Here is a 22,920-nt window from a genome sequence, read left to right on the forward strand (position 1 = left end):
TTTATAATAAATATAAGCATAATTGTGTTTATCAACTAATAATAAAAACAATAATTTTAATTTAAAGAATATAAAATTAAGGAAAACCATGAAAAAACTTTTACTTAGCACCATAGCAATTAGCTCTTTAATCTATGCTAATGAAGGAAGTATTAGCATAGCTAAAAATGATATAGAAAAAGTTATAGAATTATCCCCTGATAGAAACCTCCCTCAAAATAAAGCCATCAAAGAAAATCTAAAAACCAAACAAGACTATATAAAAGGGCAAGAAGCTAAAAAAGACTTTGAAGAAAAAAAAGAAGAATTAAAAGAAAAGCTAAAACAAGAAGATGAAGCTAATGAAGAAACTAATAACCAAAGCACTAATACTACTAATAAAAACTCAACTAACCAAAGCACTAAAACAAACAATAATAAAACTAACACCAACTCTAGTATAAAAGATAAAACAAATAATAATTCTAACTCAACTAATAATAGCTTTAATACCAATCATAATTCTAACAACAACCCAACTAGCCAAACTAATACCAATACTACTACTAATAAAATAGCTATAACCAAATATAAGTTTGTTCTTACTAATAAAGATACTAGCTTTGAAAAGCTAGGTATTAAAGAAGAAGATTTACAAAACTTAGTAAGTGAATTTAGTGCTAGAAAATTTAGCCTACAAGATTTACAAGATATATCTAATATCATTGCTTATTATTTCCAAGTAAATGGTTATCCTGCAGCAACAGCTTATGTTCCTCAACAAGAATTTGATGAAGAAAGTATTCAAATAAATATTTCTTTAGGAGTATTAGGCAAATATATTATTAAAAATAAAACTACTATCAAAGATCATTTTTTAGAAAGTAAGCTAAATCAAAGAATCAAAGGTAAAATCATTTCTACTAAACTCATAGAAGATAGTGTATATAAAGTCAATGAAATGTATGGAGTTCAAACCCTAGCAGGCTTACAAGCAGGAGAGAATGTAGGAGAAACTGATATAGTTATAGAAGTAGAACCTGATAGCAAGGCTAATGTATTATTATATGCTGATAATTATGGTATTAAGAGTGCAGGAGAATATAGAGCTGGTATTAGTATGGGATTTAATTCTATACTTAATATGGGAGATTATTATAATTTTTACTTACAAACTAGTGATGAAAGACAAATCAATTATGGAGCAAGTTATACTTTCTTTATAGGAAATTTAAAAGTTACTCCAAGCATATCTCAAGGTTCATATTCTTTAGGTGGAGAATATGAAGGTTTAGGTTTTAGTGGTACTTCTAGGAATTTTGGTATAGACTTTTCTTATCCTGTATGGATAAATACAAATTCATCTTTATATTTTACTTCTAGTATTTATCATAAAATACTTAGTGATGTAACCTTAGATCTTTTAACCTTTGATAAAAGCTCTAATGTAGGAAGTGTAGGTTTAGAAGGTTTATTTAGAGGATTTGAAAACAATACCTTAAGCTATAGTGCTAAGATAAGTGTAGGTAAGGTTAATGATGATGGAACTACTATATTTGGAGATACTTCTAAAAGTGATTCTAAAGGCTTTGGTTGGTTTAGAAAACTTAATGCTAGTGTGAATAATTATTATAGTTTTAATGAATACATTACCCATACGATTAATATAAACTATCAAAAGGTATTAGGAAATTTTGAACTTGATTCTTCTGAGAGTTCATCTTTAGGTGGAGCTTATGGAGTAAGAGCTTATGATAATGGAGATGGTGATGGAGATAATACTATCATAGCTAACTTTGGTGTAAGAATAAATATACCAAATACGAATTTTTACTTTACTCCTTTTTATGATGTAGGTTATGCTTGGTATGAAAAAGATTCAGGTAATAGAAGAGATGATGAACATTTCTTAGATGCGCTAGGTTTGCAAATACTTTATAATAAAGCTAATGAGTATTATATAAAACTTGATGGAGCAAGAGCATTACATAAATACAAACACGATGATGAACATAGAATGAAATTATATTTAAGTGGTGGGGTGTATTTTTAACCCTTTGTTTTAATCATCACTTAAAATATATTTTTTAGATAAATTAAATACCAAGGAAAATCTCAGGTTTTAACTTAAGCATTAAGCTATAAGCAGCTAAACTAGCTTGCTCTCTTGTGTAGTTTCTATTACCTTGTATATGAATACATTCTTGTAAAAAGGTTCCATCTTTATACATAGCTCCTATATAGATGGTGCCTGCTTTTGTGTTTTTATCATCATCTTCTCCTGCTACACCACTAATTGCTAAAGCAAAATCACAATTTGTGGTTTTAAATGTTCCTTTTAGCATAAAATAAATACAACGATCAGAATATTCGCTTACACTTTCTAAGGTATCATTACTCACTCCAAGCCAAGAGTTTTTTAAGCGAAATGTTATCTTACTCTATCTTACTCTATCTTACTCTATCTTACTCTATCTTACTCTATCTTACTCTATCTTACTTCCGACCCCCTCCCTTTTTTTAAACTTATCATAATATCTATTTTTATTAATTATATTTTTATATCTATCATTTAACCATATTCTTTTTCTTAATTATCACTTATTATCCCTTTTTTGCCATTTCTTTTTCTTTCCTACTCTTATAATTTATCAATCTATCATATTGATTACATTTTCTTTTTTATTTTTCCCACTCACACTAACAACAAAAATTAATACTAAAAAGTAAAACAAATATCATAACTTTGTTTTTATCATTATTATTAATCATTACTTTAACTTAGTTCATTTATTATCGATAAAGCTAATTTTAGAAAATTAGCTCATTTATATTCTTTGTTTATATATTAATTTAGTATTCTTACTTTGAATTAAAACCACCTTCTAATTTAGTAAAAAATCTATTAGGACAAGAATTAAAAGACAAATTAAAACTATTGTTAATGGAGATGGTATAGTGGAATTAAATTTATACTATAGAGTACAACTTAGTGATGATAATAAACATATTAATGTTGAATTATTAGATTATTGATTAATATTAATATATGTATATATTATAAGGATTAATAAAACTTATCAATCCTTATCAATCCTTATCAATCCTTATTTTGCTTTATCAATTATCAACCATAACTTTTACGCTACAATACTTACAATGAAATATATACTATTTTATTTATATTTATTTATATCTTAGTGAGAATACAAGAAATAAATCCAAAAATTTTCCTAATTTTATTAATAAAACTTTAAGCTTATATTGATATAATTTCATTTCCTTTTTTAAAAAAAGGTAAGTAAAAATTAAGATATTTCAATCTCTAATTTTTAAATTGTTCTTTAAATTATTAATATTGTTAATCAAATCTTATAGTCAATCTTTGAAATCTAAATAAGTGATCGATTGAGCCAGAGATTTACTTTAAATAATGTAAATCTATCAATTAAATAATTAAAGATTATTTTTATTAATCTTTAAAATACTTTTTCTTTGAAGAAAAAGATTAAACTATCTATATTTTTATGGAGAGTTTGATCCTGGCTCAGAGTGAACGCTGGCGGCGTGCCTAATACATGCAAGTCGAACGATGAAGCAACTAGCTTGCTAGTTGTGGATTAGTGGCGCACGGGTGAGTAAGGTATAGTTAATCTGCCCTACACAAGAGGACAACAGTTGGAAACGACTGCTAATACTCTATACTCCTGCTTAACACAAGTTGAGTAGGGAAAGTTTTTCGGTGTAGGATGAGACTATATAGTATCAGCTAGTTGGTGAGGTAATGGCTCACCAAGGCTATGACGCTTAACTGGTCTGAGAGGATGATCAGTCACACTGGAACTGAGACACGGTCCAGACTCCTACGGGAGGCAGCAGTAGGGAATATTGCGCAATGGGGGAAACCCTGACGCAGCAACGCCGCGTGGAGGATGACACTTTTCGGAGCGTAAACTCCTTTTCTTAGGGAAGAATTCTGACGGTACCTAAGGAATAAGCACCGGCTAACTCCGTGCCAGCAGCCGCGGTAATACGGAGGGTGCAAGCGTTACTCGGAATCACTGGGCGTAAAGGGCGCGTAGGCGGATTATCAAGTCTCTTGTGAAATCTAATGGCTTAACCATTAAACTGCTTGGGAAACTGGTAATCTAGAGTGAGGGAGAGGCAGATGGAATTGGTGGTGTAGGGGTAAAATCCGTAGATATCACCAAGAATACCCATTGCGAAGGCGATCTGCTGGAACTTAACTGACGCTAAGGCGCGAAAGCGTGGGGAGCAAACAGGATTAGATACCCTGGTAGTCCACGCCCTAAACGATGTATGCTAGTTGTTGGGGTGCTAGTCATCTCAGTAATGCAGCTAACGCATTAAGCATACCGCCTGGGGAGTACGGTCGCAAGATTAAAACTCAAAGGAATAGACGGGGACCCGCACAAGCGGTGGAGCATGTGGTTTAATTCGAAGATACGCGAAGAACCTTACCTGGGCTTGATATCCTAAGAACCTTATAGAGATATGAGGGTGCTAGCTTGCTAGAACTTAGAGACAGGTGCTGCACGGCTGTCGTCAGCTCGTGTCGTGAGATGTTGGGTTAAGTCCCGCAACGAGCGCAACCCACGTATTTAGTTGCTAACACTTCGGGTGAGCACTCTAAATAGACTGCCTTCGTAAGGAGGAGGAAGGTGTGGACGACGTCAAGTCATCATGGCCCTTATGCCCAGGGCGACACACGTGCTACAATGGCATATACAATGAGACGCAATACCGCGAGGTGGAGCAAATCTATAAAATATGTCCCAGTTCGGATTGTTCTCTGCAACTCGAGAGCATGAAGCCGGAATCGCTAGTAATCGTAGATCAGCCATGCTACGGTGAATACGTTCCCGGGTCTTGTACTCACCGCCCGTCACACCATGGGAGTTGATTTCACTCGAAGTGGAAATACTAAACTGGTTATCCCCCACAGTGGAATCAGCGACTGGGGTGAAGTCGTAACAAGGTAACCGTAGGAGAACCTGCGGTTGGATCACCTCCTTTCTAGAGTACAAAGTAATAAGTCTCACAACTATTACTTCAATATATAAACTCAATTGATTCTTGTTTAGATTTCAAAGATTGATGAAAAGCTAATTTTGGGGAATTAGCTCAGCTGGGAGAGCGCCTGCTTTGCACGCAGGAGGTCAGCGGTTCGATCCCGCTATTCTCCACCATTTATTAAGGGCCTATAGCTCAGCTGGTTAGAGTGCACCCCTGATAAGGGTGAGGTCACAAGTTCAAGTCTTGTTAGGCCCACCATAAAAAAGATTTGTTTATCGATCTTAAATTAAAGTTTTAAAACTTAAAGTAAGTATATAAATACAACATAAAATATAATACTTCTTATATTTTTAAATTATTTAAACTCTTTATATATACTTTCTTTAGGTTTTAAGACCTAAGCTAAATAAATAATAAAATATTTTATATTAGATTAGTTATTTAATGTTATTTGAATTATCATTGTTAAGAGTCACAAGCAAGTTTTAATAAAAACAATTTTACAGGACTTGTTAAAGGATAAAACCTAGCTATCTTTTCTTTAGCTTTTAGTTAAAGAGAAGTTTTAAACTCACAGCTTAGTTAGACTAATTTTTATTTAGTTTTATTAAGTGTTTAAATGCTTTCCGTCTTGAGATAGTAAAGTCTTATCATAAAAACTTTAACAAGGAAGTGATGCGTTTTAGAATAAAAGGTAAAAAAGGTAAGCTACTAAGAGCGAATGGTGGATGCCTTGACTGGTAAAGGCGATGAAGGACGTACTAGACTGCGATAAGCTACGGGGAGCTGTCAAGAAGCTTTGATCCGTAGATTTCCGAATGGGGCAACCCAATGTATAGAGATATACATTACCATAATGGAGCGAACGTAGGGAATTGAAACATCTTAGTACCTACAGGAAAAGAAATCAATAGAGATTGCGTCAGTAGCGGCGAGCGAAAGCGTAAGAGGGCAAACCCAGTGCTTGCACTGGGGGTTGTAGGACTGCAATGTGCAATAAGTGAGGTTAGCAGAACATTCTGGAAAGTATAGCCATAGAGGGTGATAGTCCCGTATGCGAAAACCAAACTTTAGCTAGCAGTATCCTGAGTAGGGCGAAACACGTGGAATTTTGTCTGAAGCTGGGTCGACCACGATCCAACCCTAAATACTAATACCAGATCGATAGTGCACAAGTACCGTGAGGGAAAGGTGAAAAGAACTGAGGTGATCAGAGTGAAATAGAACCTGAAACCATTTGCTTACAATCATTCAGAGCACTATGTAGCAATACAGTGTGATGGACTGCCTTTTGCATAATGAGCCTGCGAGTTGTGGTGTCTGGCAAGGTTAAGCACACGCGAAGCCGTAGCGAAAGCGAGTCTGAATAGGGCGATTAAGTCAGATGCTGCAGACCCGAAACGAAGTGATCTATCCATGAGCAAGTTGAAGCTAGTGTAAGAACTAGTGGAGGACTGAACCCGCTAGCGTTGAAAAGCTATGGGATGACTTGTGGATAGGGGTGAAAGGCCAATCAAACTTCGTGATAGCTGGTTCTCTCCGAAATATATTTAGGTATAGCGTTGTGTCGTAACTAAAGGGGGTAGAGCACTGAATGGGCTAGGGCATACACCAATGTACCAAACCCTATCAAACTCCGAATACCTTTAGTGTAATCACAGCAGTCAGGCGGCGAGTGATAAAATCCGTCGTCAAGAGGGAAACAACCCAGACTATCAGCTAAGGTCCCCAAGTCTTACTTAAGTGGAAAACGATGTGAAGTTACTTAAACAACCAGGAGGTTGGCTTAGAAGCAGCCATCCTTTAAAGAAAGCGTAATAGCTCACTGGTCTAGTGATTTTGCGCGGAAAATATAACGGGGCTAAAGTAAGCACCGAAGCTATAGACTTAGTTTTACTAAGTGGTAGGAGAGCGTTCTATTTGCGTCGAAGGTATACCGGTAAGGAGTGCTGGAGCGAATAGAAGTGAGCATGCAGGCATGAGTAGCGATAATTAATGTGAGAATCATTAACGCCGTAAACCCAAGGTTTCCTACGCGATGCTCGTCATCGTAGGGTTAGTCGGGTCCTAAGCCGAGTCCGAAAGGGGTAGGTGATGGCAAATTGGTTAATATTCCAATACCAACATTAGTGTGCGATGGAAGGACGCTTAGGGCTAAGCAAGCTAGCGGATGGAAGTGCTAGTCTAAGGATGTAGGAGCTTATATAGGCAAATCCGTATAAGAATACTCCGAGATCTTAAAGGCTCTTCAAAGTCTTCGGACAGCGAGGAGAATTGCTGATGCCGTCGAGCCAAGAAAAGTTTCTAAGTTTAGCTAATGTTGCCCGTACCGTAAACCGACACAGGTGGGTGGGATGAGTATTCTAAGGCGCGTGGAAGAACTCTCTTTAAGGAACTCTGCAAAATAGCACCGTATCTTCGGTATAAGGTGTGGTTCGCTTTGTATTAGAATTTACTTCGAAAGCAAAGAAACTTACAACAAAGAGTCCCTCCCGACTGTTTACCAAAAACACAGCACTCTGCTAACTCGTAAGAGGATGTATAGGGTGTGACGCCTGCCCGGTGCTCGAAGGTTAATTGATGGGGTTAGCATTAGCGAAGCTCTTGATCGAAGCCCGAGTAAACGGCGGCCGTAACTATAACGGTCCTAAGGTAGCGAAATTCCTTGTCGGTTAAATACCGACCTGCATGAATGGCGTAACGAGATGGGAGCTGTCTCAAAGAGGGATCCAGTGAAATTGTAGTGGAGGTGAAAATTCCTCCTACCCGCGGCAAGACGGAAAGACCCCGTGGACCTTTACTACAGCTTGACACTGCTATTTGGATAAGAATGTGCAGGATAGGTGGGAGGCTTTGAGTATATGACGCCAGTTGTATATGAGCCGTTGTTGAGATACCACTCTTTCTTATTTGGGTAGCTAACCAGCTTGAGTTATCCTCAAGTGGGACAATGTCTGGTGGGTAGTTTGACTGGGGCGGTCGCCTCCCAAATAATAACGGAGGCTTACAAAGGTTGGCTCAGAACGGTTGGAAATCGTTCGTAGAGTATAAAGGTATAAGCCAGCTTAACTGCAAGACATACAAGTCAAGCAGAGACGAAAGTCGGTCTTAGTGATCCGGTGGTTCTGTGTGGAAGGGCCATCGCTCAAAGGATAAAAGGTACCCCGGGGATAACAGGCTGATCTCCCCCAAGAGCTCACATCGACGGGGAGGTTTGGCACCTCGATGTCGGCTCATCGCATCCTGGGGCTGGAGCAGGTCCCAAGGGTATGGCTGTTCGCCATTTAAAGCGGTACGCGAGCTGGGTTCAGAACGTCGTGAGACAGTTCGGTCCCTATCTGCCGTGGGCGTAAGAAGATTGAAGAGATTTGACCCTAGTACGAGAGGACCGGGTTGAACAAACCACTGGTGTAGCTGTTGTTCTGCCAAGAGCATCGCAGCGTAGCTAAGTTTGGAACGGATAAACGCTGAAAGCATCTAAGCGTGAAGCCAACTCTAAGATGAATCTTCTCTAAGCTCTCTAGAAGACTACTAGTTTGATAGGCTGGGTGTGTAATGGATGAAAGTCCTTTAGCTGACCAGTACTAATAGAGCGTTTGGCTTATCTTTTTTAAGCATCACTTCCTTGTTAAGGTTTTTACTTAAAGCTTTAGAATTTATATTCAGTTATTAAACAATAGCTTAGCTTTGATAATAATCTTTCAAGTAAAGTTTATATTAGAACTTGCTCTTAACATTGTTTTTTAAGTATTCTAAAGTAAAACAATAAAGTATTTAGCTTAAGATAAATAAAATATCTAAATACAAGACTAAAGAAAACTAAAATAAAAATAGTTTTATTTGATTATTTTTTATTTTACTATGTTTTTATACTTTTAATGGAATATTTAAATAACAATGTCCGTGATTATACAGATGTGGAGACGCCTTGTCCCATCCCGAACCAAGAAGCTAAGCACATCGTGGGTGATGATACTACGCCTTACTGGCAGGGGGAAAGTAGCTCATTGCGGACTTGTTAGTTTCTTATTATTCTTACTACTTTTAATTATAATTCATATATATTTTTATTTAAATTAATCTTTGTTTTTATATTTTTTAGTTTAATGTTTTATATACTTTTTTGTTTTTAATTAGATTGTTTTATTTTATTATCTTGATTGGTATTTTTATCATTCTTTTTTAGTTGTGCTTTGTTTAATCTTTAATAATAACTAATTATTTAGTTTGTTTTTAGTTTTAGTTAAGTAATAGGTTTTTAATATATAATTTAGAGGATTTGGTTGGATTGTTATAGTTATTTTTTTGTTGGGTTATATATTTGAATTTAGCTATATAGTAGTGCAAGTTGTGTAATTTGTTTGATTGAAATAAACTTGGTTTTAGTTTAAATTTTTTAATGTTTGATTAGGTTTGTATGTTTTTTAGTTGTTGTTTGTAAATTGGTTTCATTTGTTAAGTTGGTTTGACTTTTTAAAGTTTATTTGGATTTATGATTAAGATTAATTTGCTTGTATAAATAAGATTAGTATGAAAAAATTATAAAAAACATAGTAGGTAAAATATGGAGAAATTTATTAAAAAAATTGCTTAAAGAAAGTGTGAAATTTGAACAAGATATAAATAATGGCTTGAGCGATATAAATATATTTAAAGCTTTGGGTGTTGGAGGAGGTTTTTAGGTTTTTAATTGTATGCTAGGTGTATTTAGTGGTTGTTTGAGTTAGGGATTTCTTATTGTGTTGTGTTTATCTTAGGTTTTTTGAATTCTCATATGGTTTTATTTGGTTTAGTAATTATAGTATTTGTTGTTTTTGATTAATTACTTAATTATAGTGTTTATTATGATTTTTATGGATTTAAATTAAATATTGCTTATTTTTTAAATCTTGAGGTGTATTTTAATAAGTTTATTTTTAGTGGTTGGGGTAGATTGTTTTATTGTGGAGTTTTTATTCTGTGGTGTGGTTTAAGTGAGTTTAATCTTAATTTATTTTAGATTATAGATTATATTGCTTTAGGTTGTGCTTAGGTGAATTTATTATTGTTGTACGAGTGAAGGTTTAAATTGTAAAGAGTGTTGTATTTGGATATATGGTTGAGTTATAGTTAAAAATTTAAGTTATTTATAAATATGAAAATATTAAAAAATAGTTGTTTTATTTGAAAATGGTGAAATGGTGAGTGTGATAGGTGTTTGTTGGAATAAGTTAGATGGAGTTTTTGATATTTTTAAAAACATAATATAATACCAAAATGATTTTAGATAAATTGATAAATTTTTTAAAAGATAGTAATGTATTTTTAAGTGGTAGTGCTGGTGTAGGCAAAACATTTTTAACTATGGAGCTTATAAAATCTTATAGAAAACAAGGTAAAGTTGTAGTAGTATTAGGTTCTAGTGCTCTTAGTGCTTTTAATATAGGTGGAGCAACTTTGCATAGTTTTTTTGCTTTTAAAAGATGTCAAAATTATGATGAATTGTATTATGAAGATAGAAAACAAAAGGATAAATTAGAAAAGATTAAACGCATTTTAGAACAATGTGATTTATTAATTATAGATGAGATTTCTATGGTAAGTGCTTCTTTGATGGAGATGGTTTATTATAGATTAACAAGAAGTAATTTTAATGGTAAGGTTTTATTAGTAGGTGATTTTTTTCAACTCCCACCGGTGGTAAATTATAAAGAAAAGCAATTTCAAAATACTTTGTTTCAAAATACTTTATATGCTTTTTCATCACAAGCTTGGAAAGATTTAAAATTTATAAATTTACAACTTAATATCACAAAAAGAACTTTAGATAAGCAATTTTATGAATATTTATTCTTCATTAGAACAGGAAGAATTAATCAAGAGATATTGATATTTTTTAAAAAAATGCTAATAGATTCAAAAAATTTACTTAATTATATGGATGAATATATTTTATTATGTGCTACAAATAGAAAAACTAACTTTATTAATGAAGAAAAACTAAGTCTTTTAAAAAATAAAGAAATGATTTTTAAATCAAAATCAGAAAAACTAGATCAGTTTTTAGATGATAATAATTTACGACAATGGATTAAGGGTTTAAATTCTTTAGAAGAATTAAAATTAAAAATAGGAGCAAAGATTATTTTTTGCGTAAATAATAAAGAAGAAAATTATTATAATGGAGAACAAGGTATAGTTTTAGATTTTATAAAAGATGAAAATCAAGAAATTATTCTAATAGAAAAAAGTAATGGCGAAAGAATTAAATTAAAAGCTTATGAGTTTGCTCTTGAGGAATATGAATTAGGTAATGATGAGAAGATAGAAGTAAAAATAAAAGCCAAGTTTATACAATTTCCTATAAAATTAGCTTACGCTATAACAATTCACAAATCTCAAGGAATGAGTATAGATAAACTAATATGTGATATTGATGGAATTTTTGAAAAAGGACAATTATATGTATGCCTTTCTCGAGCTATTAATCCTTGTAATTTAAAAATTGTATATAATTATAAAATTCCTTTTGAGGATTATTTTTTAAGAATTTTAAAAGTAGATAAAGAAGTGAAGCAATTTTATTTAGAAGAAAAATTTATAGATTTAGAGAGCAAAGAGGAAAATATATGAAATGGATAATAGTTTTCAGTTTATTGGTTTTAAATACTTATGCAAATTCTTTAAGTATAGAAAATTTTAGAACAGATTTATATTCAAAGACAGGGAGCAATACTTTAAAAAAAATTGAAATTACTCTAGATTTTGAAGGTGAAAATTTAGAGCAAAAGAAAATTATAGATGCTTTAAATACCATCATATCAAGTTATTTTTTTGAAGATTTATTTACAGAAGTTGGAAAAAATAATTTTAAAGAAACTTTGCTTAAATTTAGCAATAAAAAATACAAAACCCAAATTAAAAATATATATATTTTAAAGTTAAATTCGGTTGCAAAATTTGACTTAGATGAATTAAAGCGCTTTGTTAAAGATTTAGAGATAAAAGAGAAGCCAAAAGAAAATATTAACATAGAAGAAAATAAAACAACTACTCAAATTCAAGAAAATCAAGACCAGAATATAAGTCAAAAAAAGGATTTAAACATTGCGCAGTTTAAAGATATCAATTCAAGCTATACACAGGATGCAAATGTTAGCAAAGAGGCAATGGATATGATTTTAAAAACTATGGAAGATACACAAAAACAAATGTTAGCTCCTAGCAAGGAACAAGATTTGTTTAACGAATTACCTTTTTAATTATTGAATAATATCATAATGGCTTGGAATTTTTGGAATAAAAATTTCACTATTGATTTTTTGATTAAATTGTTGATTATAAAAATAAATTACGATAAAATTTTCTAATTCATCTTTGTATGAGATATTTTCTAGTTGATTATTCTTAATTTTGATATTATATGTAGTATTTTCGTATTTGGCCTCATATAATTCTTGTGATATTTTTTTAGCTTGTTTGAAAATTTTTTGAAGGTTTGGTAAATTTTGTAATTGTGTGTAGATGGCTTGTTCTAACTCAGGTTCTATTATGACAACTTCTTTATTATTGATATAAATTTGTTTTTTATTTGGTTTAGTGTAATTCCAAAATGCTTTGTTTTGAGTAATAATAAAATCACCTTTGTATATCAAGGAAGAATTTTTATTGCTTATTTTTTGTTCAAAATTACTGCTAAAATTTTCAAAGTTTAAATCCAAAGCAAAAATATTCAAGTTAAAAAAAATAAAAAAAATAAAATATTTCATTAAGTATCCTTATATTGTAATTTTTGAAATTATAATAAAATTAATCAAACAAAACTTTTTATATAGTTCTAATCAAAATAAAGATATAATCTAGTGTATATTTTTATAAATAAAGGTAAAAAAATGTTTTCTAATATATTTAAAGCAATATTTGGCACAAAAAATGATAGAGAAGTAAAAAAATATCTAAAAAGAGTTGCGCAAATTAATGCTTTAGAGCCAAAATATCAAAATCTTAGTGATGAAGAATTAAAGCAAATATTTATAGAACTTAAAACACAAATACAAAAAGAAGAAAAAACTTTAGATCAAATTTTAAATGATGTTTTTGCAATAGTTAGAGAAGTAGGAAAAAGAACATTAAATATGCGTCATTTTGATGTTCAATTGATAGGTGGTATGGTTTTACACGAGGGTAAAATAGCTGAAATGAAAACTGGTGAAGGTAAGACTTTGGTAGCAACTTTACCTGTTGTATTAAATGCTATGAGTGGTAAAGGTGTGCATGTAGTAACTGTAAATGATTATTTAGCAAAAAGAGATGCAGAACAAATGAGTGCTATTTACAATTTTTTAGGTTTTAGTGTAGGCGTGATACTTTCAGAGCAAAATAGTGATGAGGCCCATAAAAAGGCTTATGAATGTGATATAACCTATGGAACAAATAATGAGTTTGGTTTTGATTATTTACGCGATAATATGAAATTTTCAAGATTTGAAAAAGTGCAAAGAGAGCATAATTTTGTTATTGTAGATGAAGTTGATAGTATATTAATTGATGAAGCTAGAACTCCACTTATTATAAGTGGGCCTACAAATAGAACTTTAGATGGTTATATTAAAGCAAATGAAGTAGCCAAACAAATGCAAAGAGGTGAAGCTGCACTACCTCCACAAACCCCAAGTGGTGATTTTGTAGTAGATGAAAAAAATAGAACTATCATGATTACAGAAGTTGGAATCTCAAAGGCTGAAAAATTATTTGGTGTAGAGAATTTATATAGTCTTGAGAATGCAATTTTAGCTCATCAGCTTGATCAAGCTTTAAAAGCACATAATTTATTTGAAAAAGATGTGCATTATGTATTAAGAGATAAAGAAGTGGTGATAGTGGATGAATTTACAGGTAGATTAAGCGAAGGAAGACGCTTTAGTGATGGCTTACATCAGGCATTAGAAGCAAAAGAAGGAGTAAAAATTCAAGAAGAAAGTCAAACTTTAGCAGATATTACCTTTCAAAATTATTTTAGAATGTATAAAAAATTAGCAGGTATGACAGGTACTGCACAAACAGAAGCTACTGAATTTTCCCAAATTTATAGCTTAGATGTTGTTTCCATTCCTACAAATATACCTATTGCAAGATTAGATAAAGATGATTTGATTTATAAAACACAAAATGAAAAATTTAAAGCTGTTATTGAAGAAATAAAAAAAGCTAATGCAAAAGGACAACCTGTTTTGGTTGGAACTGCAAGTATTGAAAGAAGTGAAGTTTTTCATAATATGTTGATAAAAGAACGCATTCCTCATCATGTGCTTAATGCTAAAAATCATGAGCAAGAGGCCTTGATTATCCAAGATGCGGGTAAAAAAGGAGCAGTGACTATAGCTACAAATATGGCAGGTCGAGGTGTAGATATAAAAATAGATGATGAAGTAAGAGCATTAGGAGGACTTTATATCATAGGAACAGAGCGTCATGAAAGTAGAAGGATAGATAATCAACTTCGTGGTCGTGCTGGACGACAGGGTGATCCTGGGGTGAGTAGATTTTACTTAAGCTTAGAAGATAATCTTTTAAGAATTTTCGGTGGTGATCGTATAAAAAATATTATGGAGAGATTGGGTATAGAAGAAGGTGAGCATATAGAAAGTCGTATTGTAACAAGAGCGGTTGAAAACGCACAAAAAAAAGTTGAAAGTTTGCATTTTGAAAGTAGAAAGCATTTGCTTGAGTATGATGATGTAGCAAATGAACAAAGAAAGACTATTTATAATTATAGAAATGAATTATTAGACGAAGAATTTGATTTGCAAGATAAAATTATAAAAAATATTGCTGAATACAGCAACCACTTAATTAGTGAAATTTATTTAAATGCAGAACTTGAAGATAATGTGAAACATTTTGATAGTTTAAAACATAAGATAAATTATGAATGTAATGTGGAATTAAATGAAGCTGATTTTAAAGATTTAGGAACTATTGAAATAGAAAATAAACTTAGTGAAATTTTAGAGCAAAGTTATAAAGACAAAATGAGTATTATTGAAGATAAAGAAGCAAGGAGGATTGAAAGAATTTTATATCTTCAAATTTTAGATAATCTATGGAGAGAGCATTTATACCAAATGGATATTTTAAAAACTGGTATTGGATTGAGAAGTTATAATCAAAAAGATCCTTTAGTTGAGTATAAAAAAGAAAGTTACAATCTTTTTATGGAATTAGTGGAAAGAATTAAATTTGATAGCTTGAAATTACTATTTAATGTGGTATTTACTCAAAAAGAAGCACAGAATTTTGAAGAAAAATCACAAGAACAAAATGAGCAATTTTTAGCTAATACTACAGAAAGTGGTGTTAATGAAAATGGAGAAGCTCAAATTAACAAAGTGCCTAGAAATTCTCCTTGTCCATGTGGTAGTGGTAAAAAATACAAAGATTGTCACGGAAAAAGTGGTCCTAAAAAAGGCATTTTGGCGTAAGGTTTAAAATGAATTTAGTTATAGTTGAAGATGATATAAATATGAGGAAATCGCTAGAGATTGCCTTGGGGGAATATGAAGAATTTACTATAAAATCTTACAAATCAGCAACTGAAGCGTTAAAAAAACTAAATGATGAAGTTGATTTAATCATTACAGATATTAATATGCCAGGTATGGATGGGATTGAATTTGTGCAAGCTTGTGAAAATAAATATGACTTTATTATTATAACGGGCAATGCTACTTTAAATAGAGCTATTGAAGCTGTAAGGCTTGGTGTAAAAGATTTTTTAGTTAAGCCATTTGATATCAATACTTTGGTAACCGCAATTAAGCGTGCAAAAATAATTCAAGAAAAAACTTCTAAAAAGTCAATAACAAAAAAAATAAAAAAAGAAAAAAATAATGATGAATTTTATGGTTCTTCAAAAGCCTTAGAAAATTGTTTAAATTTAGCTACTAAAGCAGCTAAAACTGATGCTAGTGTAATGCTTTTTGGAGAAAGTGGGGTTGGGAAGGAAGTTTTTGCTAATTTTATTCATAAAAATTCAAAAAGAGCAAATAAAGCAATTGTTGCTATTAATATGGCAGCAATCCCTGCAAATTTGATAGAGAGTGAACTTTTTGGTTTTGAAAAAGGTGCTTTTACAGATGCTAATACAACCAAAATAGGACTTTTTGAATTAGCTAATGAAGGAACTTTATTTTTAGATGAAATAGGCGAGATGCCTTATGAAATTCAAGCAAAATTATTAAGAGTATTACAAGAAAAAGAAATCACAAGACTTGGGGGTACTAAAAGCATTAAGATTGATGTGAGGATTGTTAGTGCTACTAATGCTAATATAGAAAAAAAGATTTTAAATAATGAATTTAGACAAGATTTATATTATAGACTCAATACTATACCTATCAATATTCCTGCTTTGAGAGAGCGTAAAGAAGAAATTTTGCAAATAGCTCAAAAGGTTTTATTTGATACTTGTAAAGAATATGATTTTAAAGAAAAAAAATTAAGTCAAGAAGCTAAAGATGCTTTATTGTGTTATGACTTTCCAGGAAATATTAGAGAATTAATTTCTATTATACAAAGAGCATGTATTTTAAGTGAAAGTGATGAAATTAGCACCCAAGATTTGTTTTTAGAAAGTAGAAAAAGCAAAAGTATAAAAAACCTAGAAAAAGAATTGATTTTAGAAGCTTTAAGAACTTCTCAGGATATAAATGAAGCAGCTAAACTTATAGGTATGAGTGAAAAAAATTTCACCGATAAAATGAAAAAATACAATATTACTTAAAAAGGAAAATAAATGAAAAAAATAGCTATAGTGGGAGCAACTGGTGCAGTAGGGGAAGAGCTTTTGAATGTTTTAGATGAACTTGATTTTCCAGTTGAGAGTATTTTACCATTAGCAAGTGCAAAAAGTGCTGGCAATGAAGTAGAATTTAGAGGAAAAACTTATAAAGTCAGAGAATTAACGCCAAATGTTTTTAAAGAAAATCCAGTCGATATAGCATTTTTTAGTGCAGGTGGAAATATAAGTGCTGAATATGCAAAATATGCAGTGGAATGTGGAGCTGTAGTGATTGATAATACTAGCCATTTTAGAATGAATGAAAATGTACCTTTGGTAGTTCCTGAATGTAATAGTGAAGATATTAAAGATTGGGAAAAAACAGGTATTATTGCTAATCCAAATTGTTCTACTATACAAATGGTGCATGTATTAAAGCCACTTGATGATGTGTTTAATTTAAAACGAGTAGATGTAAGTACTTATCAAGCTGCAAGTGGTGCCGGAAAAGAAGGAATGGAAGAGTTGGTTCAAGGTATGCAAAGTTTTTTTGCTTTTAAATTAGATGAATTTGAAGCAAAAACTTTTCCTTATACTCTAGCTTTAAATTTAATTCCGCAAATTGATGTTTTTAATGAAAATGGCTACACTAAAGAAGAGCTTAAAATGGTGTATGAAACACAAAAAATATTACATAAAAAACTTGAAATTTCAGCAACTTGTGTAAGGGTTCCTGTTCTTAGAAGTCATAGTGAAGCTATTACTATGCATTTTGAAAAAGAAGTTGATGTGGGTAAAGTTAGAGAAATCTTATCTAAAGCACCTAGTGTGATTGTTGTTGATGATATAGAAAATAAAAAATATCCTATGCCACTTTTTACGAGTGATACAAATGAAACTTATGTAGGAAGAATAAGACGCGATATTAATCATAAAAATATTTTGCATTTGTGGTGCGTGGCTGATCAAATTCGTGTTGGAGCGGCAACTAATGCTGTGCGTATTGCTCAAAAATGGTTAGAATTGGTATAAAAAAAGGGGATTAATGTTGGAGAGATTTTTTGAAAATTTATTAGTTAAAAGTCGCATTGTAACTATTTTGCCTGTAATTTTTGGACTCATTGGTGCTTTTGTATTATTTTTCATAGCTAGTTATGATGTTTTAAAAGTTTTAAAATATGTATTTGATTATTTTGTTGTTCATAATAGCACTATTGATTTGCACGAAGATGTTGTTGGTTTAATTATAGGGGCTGTGGATTTATATTTAATGGCTTTAGTTTTGTTTATTTTTTCATTTGGTATTTATGAGCTTTTTATTAGTGAGATAGAAGAATTTAAACAAACAAAACAATCAAAAGTCTTAGAAGTACATAGTTTAGATCAGTTAAAAGATAAACTTGCCAAAGTAATCATTATGGTTTTAGTTGTTAATTTTTTTCAAAGAATTTTACAAATGCAATTTAATACTGTTATAGATATGGCTTATCTTGCTGGGTCTATTTTAGCTCTTTGTGTTGGTTTATATTTTTTACATAAAAGCGATCATTGATAAAAGGAAAGAAATGATTTTCATAGATGCATGTTTTAAAAAGCAAACTTCATATACTCCAGTTTGGATGATGCGTCAAGCTGGAAGATATTTACCTGAATATATGGAAGTTAGAGCAAGTGCTGGAGATTTTTTATCGCTTTGTAAAGATTATAAAAAAGCAAGCGAAGTAACTTTGCAGCCTATAGATATTTTAGGTGTTGATGCTGCTATTATATTTTCAGATATTTTAGTCGTTCCTTTGGAGATGGGGATGGACTTGAAATTCGAAAAGGGTGAAGGACCTATATTTACAAACCCTATTAACACAAAAAAGGACTTAGAAAAGTTAGATATACAAAAGGCTGTAAAAAATCTTTCTTATGTGTATGATGCATTATCACTTACTAGAGATAAGCTTGCAAAAGATAAAGCATTGATTGGCTTTTGTGGAAGTCCATGGACAATTGCAACTTATATGATAGAAGGTGGTGGTAGTAAAAATTATGCAAAATGCAAAAAATTAGTTTATCAAAATCCTGAATTTTTACATCAAATTTTAAGTAAATTAACACAGGTATTGAAATTATATTTAGAAGAGCAAATTAAAGCAGGTGCTAATGCCATACAAATTTTTGATAGCTGGGCTAGTGCTTTGGAAAAAGAGGCTTTTTTTGAATTTTCTTTTAATTATATGCTTGAAATTGCTAATTTTATTAAAGAAAAATATTCTCATATTCCTGTGATTTTATTCCCTAAAGGCATAAGTGCTTTTTTAGATCAAATTAGTGGAAAATTTGATGTTTTTGGGGTTGATTGGAGTACGCCTTTGGATTTAGCAAAAGAAAAATTGGGTCATAAATATACTTTGCAAGGTAATATGGAGCCGTGTAGATTATATGATAAAAATTCAATTGAAAATGGTGTAAAAAATATATTAAAAATTATGAAAGATACTCCACATATTTTCAATTTAGGTCATGGTATTTTGCCTGATATTCCTGTAGAAAATGCAAAATACTTCATTAAGTTAGTTCAAGAGCAATCTAAAAGATGAACAAAATTGTTTTTGGTCCTATAAATTCAAGGAGATTTGGACTTTCTGTTGGTATTGATTTAAGTCCTAGCCAAAAACAATGTAATTTTGACTGCGTATATTGTGAATTAAAAGCAGCAAAACCTGTAAAAAAATCTTTGATATATCCTAGTATTGTAGAAGTTATAGAAGAGGTTAAAAAATTTATACATACAAAAGTTGAATTTGATTTTTTAACATTAACTGCTAATGGTGAACCTAGTTTATATCCTTATTTGAAAGAATTAGTCCAAGAACTTAATAAAATCAAAAAAGAAAAAAAGCTTTTAATATTAAGTAATGGTAGTGCTGTGTTAAATTCTGAAAGTTTTGATGCACTACTTGATATAGATGTGGTTAAATTTAGTCTTGATAGTGCAATCGAAAAGACATTTTATCGTATTGATAGAGCTTTAAAAGATATTAAAATAAACAATATGATTGAAAAAATGATACTCTTTAGTCAAAAATTTAAAGGTGATTTGATAATTGAAGTTTTGATTGTGAAAGGTTTAAATGATACTCAAGAAGAAATACTTGCTTTAAATGATGTTTTGGGAAAAATAAAACCATTGAGAGTTGATTTTGGTACAATAGATAGACCTCCTGCTTATCCTGTAAAAGGTGTATCTTTATCAAAGCTTCAAGAATTAAGTACTTATATCAATAGCGTTCCTATTGTAATAGCAAAGCATAATTATACAAATAAAAAAATGGATTTTACAACAAAAGAGCTTTTAAAAATATTACAACTAAGAGCTCAAAGTGAATTTGATATTAATAACAATTTTACACAGACAAGCAAAGATAATCTTCAATATTTATTAAAAGAAAATAAAATAATAGTAGAAAATCTTGCTGGAGTGAAATTTTATAAAAAAGTATAATTTTTTCATAAATTACTTGACAAATATTTTATTTTCTTATATAATACCAATTCTTGTTTGTTGATATTCCGGATTAGCTCAGCGGTAGAGTAGTCGGCTGTTAACCGATTGGTCGTAGGTTCGAATCCTACATCCGGAGCCACTTTCTTTCAAATAAAAATCAGTATTTTTTTTAATGTAAAACTTGTTTTAATATTAAAAATTTTTATTAGTATTTTCCAAACAAGAAAATACTAATTTTTAACATCAAAAGTGAAAAATTTGCTTTTAAAATTGTTTCCTACTTTTTCATATTGAAATATAGCAGGTTCTAAATTTTGCACTTCATGGTATAGCAATCCTAAAGCCAGCCTAGCTTCCAAAGTTTCTTCATTTTCTAATCTTGCAAGCTCAAGTAAGGCTATAGCTGAATTTGGATTGTTTGAACCTATAGCAGCAACTGCGGCTAAAAATAATGTTTGTGCATCTTTGATTTTGTAATCATCTATTAATATATTGTAAAGTGTATAGGCTTCTTGGTATTCTTTTGCAAAAATATCAACATAGGCAAGAGCAAAGACTAATCCTATAGAATTTTTATTGCTTGTTGAAAGCCTTTTTTTAATATCATTTCTAACATGATTAAGCAAGCCTGTAATTTGCATAAGTGTAATATAACTATCTTTAACTATACCAGCTCCACCAAATAAGGAATCATAATTAAGTTTGGTGTTTAAAAAATATATTTGTGCTTGTTTGGCATAGGATTTAACATCTAAATTCATATTTTTAGAATTAAAATACAAAATATTGCTGATAATATCAGTTTTTAATAATTCTTTTAATTCTTTAATCTTTTGGTTTCTAAGTTCATCTAGATTGTTTCCATTTGCTGCAATAATGACAAACATTAATTCTAGTGGAGAGTTGTGATTAGTGTTTGGTAGATTATCCAAATAAGGAATTGTGGCTATAAAATCATTTTTTGTTAAATATAATAAATATTTGTAAATATTATGATTTTGATCAATGGTGCCATCTGCTTGAAGATTTTCTAAGAGTTCATTTGCTAGTTTTGTATAATCTTTTTTAGCTAAGTCCATGCAAAATATTGCAAAAATTCCTGCTATATAATTTTTAGGATTTAAATGATAAGCTGTTGAAAAATATTTATAAGCATTATTGTAATCTTGTAATTGTGCATAGGTTAGGGCGAGGTTGTAGTGGATGACATCATGTGCATGGTATATTTCGCTTAAATTTTTAAATTCTTGATTTGCTTCTCTTAAATGAAAATTGAAAGCTAAATTGATAGCATGTGATAATTTTACATTCACACCGGATAAGGCTTTGCTTTTAACTAATAGTTCATTTTCGTATTCATAGCCTTGTATAAAATTTCCCAAATCAGCTTTAGTGATAAGTTCCATACTTTGTCTAACATCAAATACACGATATGGTGAAAAATAAAATAATAAATCATAAATTTGTTGTTTTCCAGTAATTAGTCTTTTAGCAAAATTTTGTTGAGCTATATCAATACTTGAAATATCTTTTTTTAATATGGTTTTTATTCCATAGTATTTTGAACCTATATCTTTGTCTTTTACAAATAAAGTTTTTAAAATTTGTGCCCCATTATCATATTGATTTGTTTTTAGTTCAACCAAGGCTAAAGCTATTTTGCTCCTTTGTGTTTGAGAATCTATTTTAGAAGCTTTTTCAAGATACTCTTTAGCTTTTGGATAGTCTCCTAATTTAGCATATAATAAACCTAATGGTAAGCTAGCCTCGTATTCTTCTTGTTTTAACAAGAAATCAACTGCTTTTTTTTCAGAATTTAGTAAAGCATAAATTTTTGCCCCAAGGTAATAAGACTCTCCTTGGTAGTTTTCGATATTATTTGTTCGTATAAGCATTTGTAAAGCTTCTGGATAAAATCCTTGATAATAATTGATTAAACCTAGATAATAATCATATAAAGAAGACTTAGAGTCTTGTGGTAAATACACTTTAGCTAATTCAAGGTAGTAATCAAATTTATTTTTATCTCCAAGATTAAAATAACATACCGCTAAATTGATAGCAGCTGCTACTTTGTGTTCTCCCAGCTCTAATGATTGCTTAAAATTTTCTATAGCACTAGCATAATCTTTTTTTTTCATTTGTGCCACGCCAAGGTTATAACTTGATAAAGATTGATTAAAAATATTAATATTATTATAAAGTTTTAGGGCGCTTTCTATATCGCCTTTTTCATATAATAAATTTGCTTTTTGTACAACTAGGTCAAGTGCTGAATGTTTTACTTGTGTAATACTAACACTTGTGTTATCATCTAAAGATGGGTTGTTGTTTGTAGTTATAGAATTATCTTTTTTAAACACTATAAGCAAAATAAGCACTATAAGTAGTATTAAAGCAAGACCCCCAAGAATAGATATTATAATAATAAATTTTTTATCAAATAATTTTTTTTTGTCTTCTTGTGAAGCTTGTTGAGATTCTTCTTCTACTCTTTGAAAAGTGCTTTCTTCTTCTAGTTCTGGGGGTATGATTCCAGGAGGTATAAATTGTTCTTCAACTCCTGGATTTTCATCAAAATTTGAAAAATTTTTATTTTCTTCTTGGTTATCTTGTTCTTTAAGTGTAACTTCTTCAGCCATGTTTTCTC

The 22,920-nt window shown here is 30.8% G+C and carries 11 protein-coding genes, 3 tRNA genes, 3 rRNA genes and 1 pseudogene; 15 read left to right on the top strand and 3 right to left on the bottom strand.

Features of this window, described 5'->3' with window-relative positions; all coding sequences use genetic code 11:
• Nucleotides 1-88 precede the first annotated feature (88 nt).
• Nucleotides 89-2,032, top strand: a complete 1,944-nt coding sequence (locus CARM_RS02615; RefSeq protein WP_139427343.1) for a ShlB/FhaC/HecB family hemolysin secretion/activation protein — start codon at nucleotides 89-91, stop codon at nucleotides 2,030-2,032.
• Between the two features lie 43 nt (nucleotides 2,033-2,075).
• On the opposite strand, the pseudogene CARM_RS02620 reads toward CARM_RS02615, so the two are convergent.
• A pseudogene (locus CARM_RS02620) lies at nucleotides 2,076-2,405 on the bottom strand (CinA family protein); the annotation flags it as partial.
• A gap of 1,098 nt (nucleotides 2,406-3,503) precedes the next feature.
• Here CARM_RS02620 and CARM_RS02625 point away from each other — a divergent pair.
• The 7 genes from CARM_RS02625 (at nucleotide 3,504) to CARM_RS02655 (ending at nucleotide 12,257) form a co-directional block, all read left to right on the top strand.
• Nucleotides 3,504-5,016, top strand: a 16S ribosomal RNA gene (locus CARM_RS02625).
• A gap of 97 nt (nucleotides 5,017-5,113) precedes the next feature.
• A tRNA-Ala gene (locus CARM_RS02630) sits at nucleotides 5,114-5,189 on the top strand.
• Between the two features lie 8 nt (nucleotides 5,190-5,197).
• Nucleotides 5,198-5,274, top strand: a tRNA-Ile gene (locus tag CARM_RS02635).
• 443 nt (nucleotides 5,275-5,717) lie between these two features.
• A 23S ribosomal RNA gene (locus tag CARM_RS02640) occupies nucleotides 5,718-8,625 on the top strand.
• 290 nt (nucleotides 8,626-8,915) lie between these two features.
• Nucleotides 8,916-9,032 (top strand): 5S ribosomal RNA (gene rrf, locus CARM_RS02645).
• Together the 16S, 23S and 5S rRNA genes with 2 tRNA genes alongside form the textbook arrangement of a ribosomal RNA operon.
• Before the next feature lie 1,243 nt (nucleotides 9,033-10,275).
• Nucleotides 10,276-11,628: an ATP-dependent DNA helicase gene (locus CARM_RS02650; protein ID WP_167507500.1), complete on the top strand. Its 1,353-nt coding sequence runs from the start codon at nucleotides 10,276-10,278 to the stop codon at nucleotides 11,626-11,628.
• Nucleotides 11,625-12,257 carry a flagellar basal body-associated FliL family protein gene (locus CARM_RS02655; RefSeq protein WP_139424675.1) on the top strand — a complete coding sequence of 211 codons (633 nt, stop codon included), beginning with the start codon at nucleotides 11,625-11,627 and terminating at the stop codon, nucleotides 12,255-12,257. Before CARM_RS02650 ends, CARM_RS02655 begins: the two co-directional genes overlap by 4 nt.
• Here the strand turns inward: CARM_RS02655 and lolA are convergent, their stop codons facing one another.
• On the bottom strand, nucleotides 12,258-12,764 hold the full coding sequence (gene lolA / locus CARM_RS02660) for a LolA-like outer membrane lipoprotein chaperone (RefSeq protein WP_139424677.1): 507 nt from the start codon (nucleotides 12,762-12,764) through the stop codon (nucleotides 12,258-12,260).
• A 123-nt stretch (nucleotides 12,765-12,887) separates the two neighbouring features.
• Between lolA and secA the strand changes: the two genes are divergently transcribed.
• The 7 genes from secA (at nucleotide 12,888) to CARM_RS02695 (ending at nucleotide 20,409) form a co-directional block, all read left to right on the top strand.
• A complete protein-coding gene (secA, locus tag CARM_RS02665) occupies nucleotides 12,888-15,476 on the top strand; it encodes a preprotein translocase subunit SecA (protein ID WP_139424679.1) in 2,589 nt (862 codons plus the stop codon).
• An 8-nt stretch (nucleotides 15,477-15,484) separates the two neighbouring features.
• The gene (locus tag CARM_RS02670) at nucleotides 15,485-16,777 is read left to right on the top strand and encodes a sigma-54-dependent transcriptional regulator (RefSeq protein WP_139424680.1); all 1,293 of its coding nucleotides are present in this window, start codon (nucleotides 15,485-15,487) and stop codon (nucleotides 16,775-16,777) included.
• 12 nt (nucleotides 16,778-16,789) lie between these two features.
• Complete coding sequence (locus tag CARM_RS02675; RefSeq protein ID WP_139424682.1) at nucleotides 16,790-17,806, top strand: aspartate-semialdehyde dehydrogenase; 1,017 nt, start codon at nucleotides 16,790-16,792, stop codon at nucleotides 17,804-17,806.
• A 13-nt stretch (nucleotides 17,807-17,819) separates the two neighbouring features.
• Nucleotides 17,820-18,326 carry a YqhA family protein gene (locus CARM_RS02680; protein ID WP_139424684.1) on the top strand — a complete coding sequence of 169 codons (507 nt, stop codon included), beginning with the start codon at nucleotides 17,820-17,822 and terminating at the stop codon, nucleotides 18,324-18,326.
• Between the two features lie 13 nt (nucleotides 18,327-18,339).
• Nucleotides 18,340-19,362: a uroporphyrinogen decarboxylase gene (gene hemE, locus CARM_RS02685; protein WP_139424686.1), complete on the top strand. Its 1,023-nt coding sequence runs from the start codon at nucleotides 18,340-18,342 to the stop codon at nucleotides 19,360-19,362.
• The gene (locus tag CARM_RS02690; protein ID WP_139424688.1) at nucleotides 19,359-20,267 is read left to right on the top strand and encodes a radical SAM protein; all 909 of its coding nucleotides are present in this window, start codon (nucleotides 19,359-19,361) and stop codon (nucleotides 20,265-20,267) included. Before hemE ends, CARM_RS02690 begins: the two co-directional genes overlap by 4 nt.
• Nucleotides 20,268-20,334: 67 nt before the next feature.
• Nucleotides 20,335-20,409: transfer RNA gene (locus tag CARM_RS02695), tRNA-Asn, on the top strand.
• Nucleotides 20,410-20,500: 91 nt separating this feature from the next.
• On the opposite strand, the gene CARM_RS02700 is transcribed toward CARM_RS02695, so the two are convergent.
• The gene (locus tag CARM_RS02700) at nucleotides 20,501-22,912 is read right to left on the bottom strand and encodes a tetratricopeptide repeat protein (protein ID WP_139493281.1); all 2,412 of its coding nucleotides are present in this window, start codon (nucleotides 22,910-22,912) and stop codon (nucleotides 20,501-20,503) included.
• Nucleotides 22,913-22,920: the final 8 nt, after the last annotated feature.

This window comes from Campylobacter armoricus (genome assembly GCF_013372105.1).
Classification (GTDB): Bacteria; Campylobacterota; Campylobacteria; order Campylobacterales; family Campylobacteraceae; genus Campylobacter_D; species Campylobacter_D armoricus.